This window comes from Pseudomonas sp. No.21, from assembly GCF_054558415.1.
Genome location: NZ_BAAJNO010000004.1, coordinates 48,400 through 61,853 on the forward strand (window position 1 = coordinate 48,400; position 13,454 = coordinate 61,853).

A 13,454-nucleotide genomic window follows, 5' to 3' on the forward strand; every position below is an offset into this window, starting at 1 on the left:
TCGGGCCGAACTCGACAGATGGGTTGTTCTTGTTGGTCTTGATGGCCACAGCCACCCCACGCGCACGGGGAACGCACCTCAGCCCCGGTACCACCCCCAGGGCTCCTCGCTGATGTATTCGGTCACCTGCTTCACCTCCAGGTAGTTGTCGAGCCCCCAGGGGCCCAGCTCGCGGCCGAGGCCGCTGAGGCGGGTGCCGCCCCAGGGAGCCTGGACGAGGGCCGGTTGCGAGCAGTTGATCCAGGCCACGCCGACCCGCAGCTGACCGGCGACGCGGCGGGCGCGGTCCAGGTCGGTGCTCATCACGGCGGCGGCGAAGCCGTAGAGGCTGTCGTTGGCCATCGCCACGGCCTGCTCCTCGGTGCCGAAGCGCTTCACGCTCAGCACCGGCCCGAGGATTTCGTGGCGCCAGAGGGGGCTGCCGGTGTGGGGCTCGTCGAAGACGGTAGGCTCGATGAAGTAGCCGATGTGCAAGCCCGGCGGGCGGCGGCCGCCGGTGAGCAGGCGCGCGTCCTGCCGGCCCTGGGCGATGACCTCCATCACCTGGCTGTAGCGGGCCGCGCTGACCAGCGGCCCCATCTGCACGCCCGGCTCGGTGCCGGGGCCGATGCAGATAGCCCGCACGGCCTCCACCAGCCGCTCCAGCAGGCGTTCGGCGATGTCCTGCTGCACCAGCAGGCGCGAGGTGGCGCTGCTGGCCTGGCCCTGGTTGTGGAAGATGCCGTACAGGGCCCACTCCACGGCGGCATCGAGATCGGCGTCGTCGAAGACGATGAGGGAGGATTTGCCGCTCAGCTCCAGGGTCGGGTTCTTGAAGTCGGCAGCGGTGCCGGCCACCAGCTTGGCTCCGGTGATCAGCCTCCCGGAGAAGGCCAGCTTGTCCACCTCCGGGTGCTGCGCCAGGGCCTGCCCCGTCTCCTGGCCCCGGCCGGGCAGGATGTTCAGCACGCCCGGCGGCAGGCCCACCGCATGGGCGGTATGGCCCAGTTGCAGGGCGGTCAGCGGTGTCAGCTCCGAGGGCTTGAGCACGCAGGTGGCGCCCGCCGCCAGGGCCGGCGCCACCTTGCGGGCGGCCATGAGCAGGGGGAAGTTCCAGGGCACGATCAGCGCGGCCACGCCCACCGGCTCGTGGCGGATGCGGCAGCTGAAGCGTGGGTCGTCCAGCACCAGTGGCTGCTCCTGGCGCTCGTCCAGTTCGCAGGCCAGAGCGGCGTAGTAGCGGAAGCAGGCGATGGCCTCGGTGACATCCTGCCGGGCCTCGGGCAGCGGCTTGCCGTTGTCGAGCACCTCCAGCAGGGCCAGCTCCTCGGCACGGCGCTCGAGGTCATCGGCCATGGCCTCCAGGAAGCGCGCACGCACGGCACCCCGGGTGTGGCCCCACTCCCCTTCGAAGGCACGGCGCGCGGCCTGCACCGCCAGGTCCACCTCCTCGATGCCGGCCGCAGACAGCTCCTGCAGGGTCATTTCAGTGGCGGGGTTGATGCTGCTCAAGCGGTTGGGGCGACTCGGGCCGACCCAGCAGCCGTCGATGTAGAGCGTTGTGTCGTTCATGGTGGTTCCTTCACTCATGGCCCTGCATGGGGCCTGGCTGTGAGCGTCGCCTGGGGCAAGCCCCTGGCGACGCGCAGTGGCGGCGACGTTCAGCACGGCCCACTCCCCTCCGGCCTCGCCAGAGGGGTGCTCGGCCGAGGCGGGCCGCTGGCGAGCCGGGTAGAAAGGCGACCGACGCAAAAGAGCGCGCGCCGGCCGATCGGGAAGCGTCATTCCGGCGCCACGCTCAGCAGGGCGCGGCGGCGATAGCCCAGCACCGCCAGCGCGAGGCTGGCCACCAGCACGGGTACCGCGAGCCAGATGAAGAAATCGGGCAGGCTGCCCGCCTGGGCGAACAGCCAGGCACCCATCATGGAGCCGACGATGGACCCGGCGCGCCCCGCCGAGAGGGCCCAGCTCACCCCCGTGGCCCGCGCGTCCACCGGGTACAGCGTGGCGGCGAAGATGCTCAGGTTGGACAGCAGCCCGCTGAGGCCGAAGCCCGCGATGAACACCATCAGCATCAGCTCACTGGCGCTGCCCAGCTGCGAGCCGATCATCCCCAGGGCCAGCGCCGAGAACGCCGCCTGCAACGGCAGCACCCAACGCGGCCCGACGCGGTCCAGCACCAGCGCCATGACGATGCTGCCGAGCACCCCGCCCATGGGAATCATCGAGGCGATATGCGCCGACTCGCTCGCTCCGTAGCCGCTGGAACGGAGGATGGTGGGCAGCCAGTTGGTCAGCAGGTAGAAGACGAAGAGCCCGCAGAAGAAGGTCAGCCAGAGCATCAGCGTGCGCAGTACCCGCTCCCGCTGGAACAGGACGGACACCGGCGAGCGCGGCTGCTCGGGCAGGTCGCCCACCAGGATCGCGCCGCGCCAGCTGTCCCTGCCGCCGATGGCGGTGACCAGGCGCAACAGGGTCTTGCGCTGGCGCTTGTGGCCCACCAGGAAGTACAGCGACTCCGGCAGCCAGCGCATCAGCACCGGCACCAGGACCAGCGGCGCCAGGCCGCCGAGGGCGAGCATCCCCTCCCAGCCCAGTGCCGGCATCAGCCAGGCCGCCACGCTGCCACCCAGGGCGAGGCCGAGGATGAACCCCGAGTAGCTCAGGGTGGCCAGCAGCATCCGCCGGCGCCGTGGGGAATACTCCGATGACAGGGTGATGCAGTTGGGCAGCACGCCGCCCAGGCCGATGCCGGTGACGAAGCGCAACACCACCAGTTGCCCCAGCCAGGTGGAGAACGCCGCCGCCAGCGTGCCCAGGGCGAATATCAGGATGCCGGCCAGCAACACGCGCTTGCGCCCGAAGCGATCGGCCAGCGGCCCGCAGCACACCGCCCCCAGCAACATGCCGAACAGCCCCGCGCCAAAGGCCGGCGCCAGCTCGCTGCGTTGAAGCCCCCACTCGAGGATCAGCTCCGGCGCGATATAGCCGATCACGGCCGTGTCGAAGCCATCCAGCAACACGATGAGAAAACACAGGACCAGCACCCGCACCTGCAACCAGGAGAGCGGGCTGTCGTCGATGATGTCCGCTATGCGCACGATTTTCGGCATGAAGGCTTCTCCCTGAAGCGAGCCCCGGATGGGCGAAAGCGACGCTAGCAATGCAGGGAGAACGGGCGCTATGGCGTGGGCGGTAGAGAGGCGATGGCGCGGGTGTAAGGCGCGGTGCGGGTGGCGTTGGAAACACGGACACACACGGAAGGGGCGCCTGCCAGAGCGGAGGCGGAAGCCCGCTCGCGAGAGACCCGCCGCACGCTAAGCGATGGGCCCGCCCATGCAGCGCTCGAAGATTCGCTGGCAGCGATCTCGGAGAGGGAGCGTTCGGCTCGGTTCAGAGCCGCGTCGCTGGTCAGCCCCAGGCGATTGCGCAGGACCCGGGGGCGGGGTGGCAGTACGGGGCCTGGCCCGTACCGTACGTGTCGACCATCAGTCTTGCCTGGAGCGGTAGGCACTCAGTACGGACTCACGTGAGGGCAGCTTTCGCTCGCCATCGGCTGGCGTGGTCTCGACCCCTTCCAGGCGCAGGCTGGCCGCGTAGTTGGACTGGCGCGCCTTGGCGTAATAAGCCTTCTTGGCTTGCAGGGATGGCGTTGGCATCGGTGAACCTCCCGTCGGCAACCGCACGACTCTAGCGGATTGCCCCACGCGTCTCCGCGCCCGTTGGCGGCGTCCGCTCTCATGGCAAGCCCTCTACCCCTTCCCCGATCCGCCTCAGAAGCGCTCGTCCGCCATCGCTGGCAGCACCAGCTCGCGCACGAAGGAAGACGCCGAAAGGCGCAACGATGCGTCGACCAGGGTGACCACGTCGTGCACCGGGATCAGTTGCCCCTCCCCTCGTGCCGCCGCCTCATCCAGCGGAGTGGCGAGGCCGTCATCGGTATTCAGGTAGCCCAGCTGCAGCACCGTCACCGCCAGCCGCTGCTCGCGGAAGCCCTCGCGCAATGCATCGGCCATCCCGTTCAGCGCGAACTTGGAGGCACCGAACGCCACCTCGGGCCGCCCGCTGCGATGCAGGGCGGAGGTGGAGCCGGTGAGGATCAGCTGTGGCCTGGCAGAGCCGAGCAGCCGTGGCACCAGGCGTTTGAGCAACAACAGCGTGGCGGTGATGTTCACCTCCACCAACCTGGCGAGCGTCTCATCGCTGTCGTTCAGGAAGTCGTACCCCTCGCTGAAGGCCTGCGGCTCCCAGATGCCGATGTTGCAGATGAGCACATCGAGCTCCGCCGGTGCCTGGGCCTCGATATGCGCCACGGCTACCTTCGGCTCGGCCAGGTCGGCCTCGATCCACTGGATGTCGACGCCTGCGGCGACCGCCAGCCGATCCGGCCGACTGCGCGACACGCCCACGACCCGGTCCCCCGGCTTGCCCAACCCCTCCACCAACGCACGACCCAGGCCCCGGCTGGCGCCTATCACCATCATCTTCATCAGGTCAGCTCCAGCGCAGATTGAGCACGAGGAAGTTCAGCAACACCCAGATCACCAGCACCAGGTGCGTCAGTTGCAGGCCCTCCTGGCGTATCCAGTAGGCGAACCAGAGCCCGCCCAGCAGCATGGCGAAGAGCGAGGCCAGGGCCACGCTCAGCGCCAGGTTCAACCAGGGTCGAGCGGCCTCCAGGCCACCGCCGAACAGCAGGAGGTAGCAACCCGCCCATACGGCGAGAACGGCCACCAGTTGCAGCACCACGATCACCCCCAGCGCCAGGCGATGCAGCGTCGGCGAAACCAGTGCCCGGCTGAGCAAGGGGATGTCGACCACGGGCGGCTGGCGCAAGGGCGCCATCGACAGCGTCGCCCCCACCGCCCCCACCGAGCTGGCGAAACCGTGCAGGTTGTTGACCAGGGCAATACCGAGCCACAGCGCAAACCCGAGGAAGCACGTGGCCTGGAAGATCATCAATGAAGTCTGGGTGTCCATTCCGGGTCCTTGTTGGTTGCAAAAGACGCTTGCCGCGCTCTGGGTGGCGGGCAAGAACGGGCAGGACGATAAAACCTCAAGCTAAGTTGAGGTCAATAGCCGGCGAACAGGGAAAGTGGACCTGGCCGAGGCCGGACGAGCGATACGGCCAGGGAGCCCGCAAACCACTAAGCCGAAATCAGCGAGCCGTCTGGCCGAAGCCCCCTTCCCCACCTGCACAACCCTGGTGCGGAACCGAACCGAATCCATCGACCCGGACATTTCCAAACATGGTATTGATGCACCCCCGTTATCAATACGGTGACTCGGATGAGCATCAACTTCGATTTGAACGACCTCCAGGCGTTTCGGGCGGTGGTGGAGAACGGCAGTTTTCGCAAGGCGGCCGAGGCGGTGAAGATCACCCAGCCGGCACTGAGCCGCCGCATCGAGAAACTCGAATCCGCACTCAACGTGAAGCTGTTCGAGCGGACGACCCGCCGGGTGAGCCTGACGGCGATCGGGCGTGCCTTCGTTCCCGAGGTGGAGCGGGTGCTCGACGAGCTGGACAACGCGTTGATGAGCATCAGCGATATCGCATCCAGCAGGACGGAGCGCGTCACGGTCGCCTGCGTGCCTTCGGCGGCCTATTACTTCATGCCGCAGGCGATCAGCGAGTTTCATCGGTTGTATCCACGCATCAGGATCACGGTCGTGGATGCGAGCGCCCATGAAGTGAACGGCGCCGTGGCCAGTGGCGAGGCGGATTTCGGCGTCAGCTTCAGTGGGCACTTGAGCCCGGAAGTGACGTTCGACCTGCTGCTCGAAGAGCGCTATGTGATGGCCTGCCGGCGTGATCATCCCCTGGCGGAGCGGGCCTCGGTGACCTGGTCGGAGATGTATGAGCACGACTACATCGCCCTGGACAAGACATCCGGGAACCGCCTCATCATGAGCCAGGCGCTGAAGCGCCTGCACCCCGCAAAGGACAGCATCTGCGAGACCCGGCACGTCACCACGGCGATAGGCCTGGTGGAGGCCGGGTTGGGCGTGGCGGCCGTTCCCTCGATCGCCATGCCGCGTACCCCTCACCCGATTCTCAAGGCCGTACCGCTGGAGGAGCCGCAGGTGCTGCGCAACGTGGGCCTGATCAAGCGGCGCGGGCGTACGCTGACGCCCGCCGCGCTCGAGCTGGAACGGCTGGTCCGGAGCATGCCGGCCAGGCTAGCGGGGGATTGAATCCAGGCCGGTGGAACGAACGACGGGTTGTGCCGCCGGCGAGGACAGGTAGGCCAGCAACGCCTTCGCCCGCTCCGGGTGCTCGGCATTGCGGGGAATACCGGCGGAGTATCGGGTTACGGACTGCAGCGACTCCGGGATCTTGCCGACGAAGGTGACACCCGGCACGGGCAGCAGCTCGGCGACTTGCTGGAAGCCCATCTCGACCTCACCCGAGGCGACGGTGGAGGCAACCGGAATCCGTTCGATCATTCTTGCCTTCGGGCCGACCTGCTGCTGGACGCCGAGCTTCCTGAACAACTCGTTCTTGATGTAGACCCCGCTGGCGCTATCGGAATAGGCGAGCGAGCGGGCGTTCAGCAGCGTGCGCTTCAGCGCTTGCTCGGTATCGATCGACGGCTTAGGGGCGCCCTGCTTCACGACCATGCCGATGCGCGAATCCGCCAGTTCCACCCTGGAAGCCGGGTCCACCTTGCCCTGCTTGATGAGCTCATCCAGCGCATACCCGACCATGATCACCACGTCGGCGTGCTCCCCTCGCGCCAGGCGATTGGGGATGGCCTCGTGAGCATTGCCCATGGAGGGGCCGAGAATGGTGTTCACCGTGTCGCCGCTGCTCTGCGCGTACTGCGGGCTCAGCAACTTGAAGGCCGCGGTGAAGCCGCCCGAGGTCATGACGTTCAGCTCTTCCGCGCGTGCGGTTGCGTGGATCGCGCACAGGCCGAAGGCGAGCGCGACGAGACGTTTTGAAAATACCTTCATCGAAATGAATCCTCAGCAAGCGGGGACGGGCGCGCGCGAGGCGCTCCGGCGGTAGAGCACGAGGGTGGAACAGAGGGCGCAGAGCGCGGCGAAGGTCACCCAGTAGCCCGGCGCGCCCTTGTCGCCGCTCAGGTGGATGAGCCAGGTGGAAATCGCAGGGGTGAAGCCGCCGAACACGGCAGTGGCCAGGCTGTAGGCCAGCGAGAAGCCGGCGACACGGACCTCCACCGGCATGATTTCGGTGAGGGCCGGGATCATCGCGCCGTTGTACAGGCCATAGATGAACGACAGCCACAGCAGCACTTCCAGCATGTGCTCGAAACTCGGCGCCTGGGCGAGGAACGACAGCGCCGGGTAGGCCGTGAAGATGGCCAGCGTGGTCATGGCGATGAGGATGGGCTTGCGCCCGAAGCGATCGCTCAGGTGCCCGCCGATGGGGAGCCAGAAGAAGTTCGAGAGGCCGACCAGCAGGGTGACGAGCAAGGCGTCGGTGGTGCTGAGATTCAGCACCGTCTTGCCGAATGTGGGCGCATACACGGTGATGAGGTAGAACGCGGTCGTGGTCATCGCCACCATCAGCATGCCGCCCAGGACGCTGCTCCAGTTCGCGGCCAGGGTGGCGAAGACCTGCTTCATCGTCGGGCGCTGGGTGCGGTTGGTGAACTCCTCGGTTTCCTGGAGGCTGCGACGGAGGAAGAAGATGAAGGGGATGATGATGCAGCCGATGGCGAACGGAATCCTCCAGCCCCAGTCGGCGACCATCGACGGCGCCATCAGCTGGTTGAGGCCGTACCCCAGGGCGGCGGCTACGACGATGGCCGCCTGCTGACTGGCGGACTGCCAGCTGGTGTAGAAGCCCTTGCGCCCCGGTGTGGCCATCTCCGCCAGGTAGACCGACACACCGCCCAGCTCGGCGCCCGCCGAGAAGCCCTGGAGCAGCCGCCCCACGAGCACGAGCAGCGGAGCCCACAGGCCGATGCTCGAATAGCCCGGCACGAGAACGATCAGCAGCGTACCGCTGGCCATGATGGAAAGCGTGACGATCAACCCCTTCCGGCGGCCGACATCATCAATGTAGGCGCCCAGGATCACGGCCCCCAGCGGGCGCATCAGGAAGCCAGCACCGAACACGGCGAAGGTCATCATCAGCGAGGCGAATTCACTCGAGGCAGGGAAGAAGACGGCCGCAATCTGCGTGGCGTAGAAGCCGAAGAGGAAGAAGTCGAACTGTTCGAGAAAGTTGCCGGACGTGACTCGGAATACAGCGCCCGCCTTGGAACGGGCGGCAGACGAGCCTGGCTTGGGGGAGGCATGCATGAGGTGTTTCTCCAGCGGTCTTGTTTGGGCTTATTAGCGCTTTCTGCCGCCGGATTCTGATTGACACACTTTGAAACGATAAGTGCTTTGTTTGCATCCATTGATGCATGGAATTTATCAATACGCCTGGAGCGGGCCCGCCAAGGCAGGCAGGAAGATGCATGGATGCAGCGCTCGATGGCGAGCAAGGATGGGAATCATTCGCTCCGGCTGGCAGCAGAGCGCGACTGAGCGCGGCTGCGTCGCTGCGGCCGGCTGAACATCCGTGCGCCCATCAGCTCGCGCACGAACAGCCCGAACAGCTCCGCCTGGGTGCCGATCTCCAGCTTGTCATAGAGGTTGCGCCGGTGAACCTTCACCGTGCCCCGGGTGATGCGCAGCTGCTGGGCGATCTCGCTGCTGGAATAGCCCTGCAACAGCAGCTGCACCACCTTGCACTCGCGCGGCGTCAGCAGCTCCCGCGCAAACAGGCTGAACACCTCGCGCACATGGTCGCTGGGCTGCAGCGCATCCACCGGCGGCTGGCCCCGCGCCTCACAGGCCAGGCGCACCACCTCCTGCACCACCGGCGCCGCGATGCCCAGGAGCTCCAGTTCCTCCTCGCTGAACGCCGCCCCGCCCTGCCCGCGCATCAGCGACAACACCGCGCGGCAACCCGGCGCCGGCGTGGTGAAGAAGCCCAGCTCCTCGCTCAGCTCAAGGCGGTGGTAGTAGAGCTGGAAGTAGTGGTTGTCCCGAAAGCTCCCCGGCGCCAGCGTGCGCATGCTGTAGAGGCCATCCGGCCGCTCGAAGGTGCAGCCGAGGAAGAACGGATCGAACAGGTACGCGCCACCACGGTAGTCATCGATGAAGGTGGCCTGCAGCTCGGCGGGCAAGGTGTGGAACAGCGGCAAGGGCGCATCGTTGCCTTCGAAGAGGAACAGCAAGACGTGATCGACAGGAGCGGTGCGCTGCAGCCAGTCGGTCAGCGCCTGCAGCTGGGGTTGGCCCGGGGGTTGGGTGAGGATGGTGGTGATGGCTTGGGTCCATTCAGCGAGACGCGCGTTCATAAAATTGAGCTCCCTCTCATTTAGAAAACATGCACCTCAAAATACAATCATAGTTGTGAAATAAACACAATCTTGCTTGCTGTGCGCTCTTGTAGATTGCGCCGCATGAAAATTACTGACCGCTTAGATCTACTCGTGCAGGCACGGAAGCCGGATATCGATGTACGGCGGATAAAGAGGGATATTGCCGATGCATGTGGAGTCAGCTACGAAGCGGTGCGTAGGTGGTACAGCGGCAATACCGAGAACCTGCGCAATGACAACCTCATCGCCATTGCCAGGAAGTACGACACCACCATCGACTGGCTGCTGACCGGCACCGGCGCCCCGCCACGCAGAGACACCGCTTCGGTGGATATCCAGTCCTGGTTAACCACTGCGCAGGCCAGATTCAGCAAACTCGAAGAGCCCATCACGGCAGACATGATTCAAGCTGTGCTGGAAGAGTTGAAAGTGGCCGCCACTCACCCAACTAGTGGCGAGCGCAAAGAGATTTCAGTCTCTCACTTCAACTTCAATCAATCGCCCTCCAGCGCTCCGAGGCCGGCTGATTACAGTGAGACCATCAGAAGCCTGACGCTTAATGAAGCCTTCCTGCAGGAAAAAGCTGCGGCGTATTCGAGTGCGGAGCAACTGGCCATTGTCATCCTGTGGGATAACAGCATGGCCGATACCCTCAACGACCGCGACGTCGTCATCGTCGACTGCGGCGTGACCGCCTTCAGCGGAGACGGCATCTACCTGATCAACTGGGCCGGCCACCTGTTCATCCGCCGCCTGCAATTGGCGGGACAAGAGCAGCTCGAACTGATTGCGGACAACCCGAGCCACAAGCCGCGCACGGTGCCGATGGCGGATGTGGAAGTGCGTGGGCGGGTGTTGGTGGGGTTTGCGATCAGGAAGTTCTGATCCACTACGCGCTAACATCTTGGCTCGCTCAGAACAACATCTGGCATCGCAAGTCTGTCCGCTGAACAGCCTGAGAGTGGCGTTAACGCGCAGCAAAGTATTAAGCGATGCTCGCCAAAAACGTAATGCATCAAAACTCTACATCCAGGCCTCACAAAGCGACTCAGCCTGCGCCAGTATCAATTGCGCAGCTTCTTCCTGCTGATCCGGCGGATATTTGTATTTGCGCAGGATGCGCTTGACCAGCAAACGCAGCTTGGCACGTACGCTATCTCGATTGTTCCAATCCACCGTCACGTTCTGCCGCAAGCTATCAGTTAGCTCGTGCGCAATCTTAGCTAGCGTTTCGTCGCCCAACTCACGAACAGAGGCCTCGTTATTTGCCAAGGCATCGTAGAAAGCTAGCTCATCATTATTGAGACCCAACTGATCGCCACGCTTACTAGCTGCGGCAAATTTTTTGGCCATCTCTATAAGCTCTTCGATGACCTGAGCAGTTTCGATAGAGCGATTCTGGTAACGCTTGATCACACTATCCAATAGCTCGGAGAACTTCTTCTCCTGAGCTAGGTTGCTGGAAAACCTGCTCTTGATCTCACCTTCCAGTAACCGCTCCAGCAGTTCCACGGCAAGGTTTTTCTCTGGAAGACTGCGCACCTCGGCCAAGAACTCATCATCCAGTAGGCCTATATTGGGCTTATCCAGCCCCACTGCTTCGAACACATCCACAACTTCGCCGGAAACCACCGCATTCCCAATGATCTGTCGGATCGCCAAGTCGCGCTCTTCATCAGTTTTCTTTTTAACGCTGATCTCGCGCTTAGTGAGCAGCACCTTGATGGCTTGTAGGAAGGCCACTTCCTCACGCACTGCCTTAGCCTCATCCAGCGTGCAGCACAGGGTGAAGGCCTTGCTCATGGCTAGCGCGTTGTCGGCAAAGCGCTTCTTTCCGTCTTCCAGACCCAAAACATGGTTGGCCGCACCGGCTAGCAGCTTGTGCCCACCAGTCAGAAAGTTACTGTAATCGAAGCCATACAGTAGGCTACGCAGCACATCGAGCTTCTCTTCAAGAACCGCATAGGCCTCATGGGCATCAACGGTGGGACGCCCCCTACCCTTACTGGCGGTGTACTCCTTGAGGGCTGCTTTAAGCTCATTGGCGATTCCAATGTAATCCACCACCAGACCGCCCTGCTTGTCCTTGAACACCCGGTTTACCCGGGCGATAGCCTGCATCAGGTTGTGGCCCTTCATCGGCTTGTCGACGTACAGGGTATGCACGCAGGGAGCATCGAAACCGGTCAGCCACATATCTCGGACGATCACCAGTTGCAGCGGATCGGCAGGATCCTTGAAACGCTTCTCCAGGCGCTTCTTCACCTGGCCGGGATAAATATGCGGGCGCAGCAGTGCCTTGTCCGAGGCACTGCCGGTCATGACGATCTTCACCGCGCCCTTCTCCGGATCCTCATCGTGCCATTCGGGGCGCAGGGCGATGATCTCGTTGTACAGGTGCACGCAGATCTCGCGACTCATGGCCACCACCATGGCCTTGCCGCTTTGCGCCTGGTTCCGCTCCTCGAAGTGCGCGACCAGGTCGGCCGCCACACTCTTGATACGCGGCTCGGCGCCCACCACCTTTTCCAGCGCGGCCCAGCGCGATTTCAAGCGTGACTGCTGATCCTCCTCCTCATCCTCGGCCAGCTCGTCGACCTCGTCGTCGATATGCGCCAGCTCCGAGTCTTTGAGCGACAACTTGGCCAGCCGCGACTCGTAGTAGATGGCCACGGTGGCGCCATCCTCCCTGGCCTGCTGCATGTCGTAGACGTGGATGTAGTCGCCGAATACCGCCCGGGTGTCACGGTCTTCGCTGGACACCGGCGTGCCGGTAAAGGCCACGAAGGTAGCGTTGGGCAGAGCGTCGCGTAGATGCTGGGCATAACCCACCTGATAGCGGGCACTGGCCTCGGCCACCTTTAAGTCCGGCACCTTCAGCGAAGCACTGAAGCCATATTGGGTGCGGTGCGCCTCGTCGGCCACCACCACGATATTCGAGCGCGTGGACAACACCGGGAAGCTGTCTTCATCCTCGCCCGGCATGAACTTCTGGATGGTGGCGAAGACAATGCCGCCACTAGGGCGATTGGCCAGTTTCTCGCGCAGATCGCCGCGGGTGGCCACCTGCACCGGCTGTTCACGCAGCAAATCCTGCGACAGCGAAAACACTCCGAACAACTGGCCGTCCAGGTCGTTGCGGTCGGTGATAACCACGATGGTCGGGTTCTCCATCGCCGCTTCCTGCATCACCCGGGCGGCGAAGCAGGTCATGGTGATGCTCTTGCCCGAGCCCTGGGTATGCCAGACCACCCCGCCCTTGTGCGTGCCGCCAGGGCGCGAGGCACTGACCACCTGCTGTATCGCCGCACGCACGGCATGGAACTGGTGATAGCCGGCAATCTTCTTCACCAACCGGCCGTCATCCTCGAACAGCACGAAGTAGCGCAGGTAATCCAGCAGCATCGCCGGCTGCAGCATGCCACGCACCAGCGTCTCCAGCTCGTTGAAGTCACCCAGCGGATCCACCGTGACCCCATCGATGGTGCGCCAGCGGGCGAAGCGCTCGATATCCGCGGACAGCGAGCCCATGCGCGCCTCGCTGCCATCGCTGATCACCAGAATCTCGTTGTAGTGAAAGACGTCCGAAATCTGCTCCTTGTAGGTCTGGAGCTGGTCGAACGCCTTTACCAAATCGGCATTCACATCCGCCGGGTTCTTCAGCTCCAGCAGTACAAGCGGCAGGCCGTTGACGAACAGGATGATGTCCGGCCGGCGCGTATGCTTCGGCCCCTGGATGCTGAACTGGTTGATCGCCAGCCACTCGTTGGCCCGTACATTGGCCCAGTCGATCAACCGCACGAAATCGCCGCGGGTCTCGCCGTCCTTCTGGTATTGCACCGGCACACCGCCGACCAGCAGACGATGAAACAGGCGGTTGGCCGACAGCTGCACTGGCACGCCCAGCTCCAGCACCTGGCGCAAGGCGTCCTCACGCGCCGCCAGCGGGATCTGCGGGTTGAGCCGGGCGATGGCCGTGCGCAGGCGCATGGTCAACAGCACGTCGCGATAGCTCTCGCGCTCGGGGTTATCGCCGTCGTGGGCGATATCCGGGCCATACAGATGCGCGTACCCCAGTCCACTGAGCCAGCCGAGGGTTTCCTGCTCCAGCTGATCTTCAGTCAT

11 protein-coding genes are annotated in these 13,454 nt (G+C 64.2%); 2 read left to right on the forward strand and 9 right to left on the reverse strand.

Features of this window, described 5'->3' with window-relative positions:
- Positions 1-78: 78 nt before the first annotated feature.
- The 5 genes from ACYJSS_RS08820 to ACYJSS_RS08840 all read right to left on the reverse strand — a co-directional run bounded on the left by ACYJSS_RS08820 (position 79) and on the right by ACYJSS_RS08840 (position 4,959).
- Positions 79-1,551 carry an aldehyde dehydrogenase family protein gene (locus ACYJSS_RS08820; RefSeq protein ID WP_236205629.1) on the reverse strand — a complete coding sequence of 491 codons (1,473 nt, stop codon included), beginning with the start codon at positions 1,549-1,551 and terminating at the stop codon, positions 79-81.
- A gap of 209 nt (positions 1,552-1,760) precedes the next feature.
- Positions 1,761-3,092: an MFS transporter gene (locus tag ACYJSS_RS08825; RefSeq protein WP_236205630.1), complete on the reverse strand. Its 1,332-nt coding sequence runs from the start codon at positions 3,090-3,092 to the stop codon at positions 1,761-1,763.
- Positions 3,093-3,467: 375 nt separating this feature from the next.
- Positions 3,468-3,638: a YhfG family protein gene (locus tag ACYJSS_RS08830; RefSeq protein ID WP_236205631.1), complete on the reverse strand. Its 171-nt coding sequence runs from the start codon at positions 3,636-3,638 to the stop codon at positions 3,468-3,470.
- 114 nt (positions 3,639-3,752) lie between these two features.
- Positions 3,753-4,469 carry an SDR family NAD(P)-dependent oxidoreductase gene (locus tag ACYJSS_RS08835; protein WP_236205632.1) on the reverse strand — a complete coding sequence of 239 codons (717 nt, stop codon included), beginning with the start codon at positions 4,467-4,469 and terminating at the stop codon, positions 3,753-3,755.
- Positions 4,470-4,473: 4 nt separating this feature from the next.
- Positions 4,474-4,959, reverse strand: a complete 486-nt coding sequence (locus ACYJSS_RS08840) for a DUF2165 family protein (RefSeq protein ID WP_236205633.1) — start codon at positions 4,957-4,959, stop codon at positions 4,474-4,476.
- Positions 4,960-5,268: 309 nt separating this feature from the next.
- On the opposite strand from ACYJSS_RS08840, the gene ACYJSS_RS08845 reads away from it, so the two are divergent.
- Positions 5,269-6,177, forward strand: a complete 909-nt coding sequence (locus tag ACYJSS_RS08845) for a LysR family transcriptional regulator (protein WP_236205634.1) — start codon at positions 5,269-5,271, stop codon at positions 6,175-6,177.
- On the opposite strand, the gene ACYJSS_RS08850 is transcribed toward ACYJSS_RS08845, so the two are convergent.
- The 3 genes from ACYJSS_RS08850 to ACYJSS_RS08860 all read right to left on the reverse strand — a co-directional run bounded on the left by ACYJSS_RS08850 (position 6,163) and on the right by ACYJSS_RS08860 (position 9,305).
- A complete protein-coding gene (locus tag ACYJSS_RS08850; RefSeq protein ID WP_236205635.1) occupies positions 6,163-6,939 on the reverse strand; it encodes a substrate-binding domain-containing protein in 777 nt (258 codons plus the stop codon). The genes ACYJSS_RS08845 and ACYJSS_RS08850 overlap by 15 nt on opposite strands.
- A gap of 12 nt (positions 6,940-6,951) precedes the next feature.
- Complete coding sequence (gene tcuC, locus ACYJSS_RS08855; protein ID WP_236205636.1) at positions 6,952-8,256, reverse strand: MFS transporter; 1,305 nt, start codon at positions 8,254-8,256, stop codon at positions 6,952-6,954.
- Positions 8,257-8,453: 197 nt separating this feature from the next.
- Positions 8,454-9,305 carry a response regulator transcription factor gene (locus ACYJSS_RS08860; protein WP_236205637.1) on the reverse strand — a complete coding sequence of 284 codons (852 nt, stop codon included), beginning with the start codon at positions 9,303-9,305 and terminating at the stop codon, positions 8,454-8,456.
- A 105-nt stretch (positions 9,306-9,410) separates the two neighbouring features.
- On the opposite strand from ACYJSS_RS08860, the gene ACYJSS_RS08865 reads away from it, so the two are divergent.
- On the forward strand, positions 9,411-10,214 hold the full coding sequence (locus ACYJSS_RS08865) for an XRE family transcriptional regulator (RefSeq protein WP_236205638.1): 804 nt from the start codon (positions 9,411-9,413) through the stop codon (positions 10,212-10,214).
- Positions 10,215-10,352: 138 nt separating this feature from the next.
- On the opposite strand, the gene ACYJSS_RS08870 is transcribed toward ACYJSS_RS08865, so the two are convergent.
- Positions 10,353-13,454, reverse strand: a complete 3,102-nt coding sequence (locus ACYJSS_RS08870; RefSeq protein WP_236205639.1) for a type I restriction endonuclease subunit R — start codon at positions 13,452-13,454, stop codon at positions 10,353-10,355.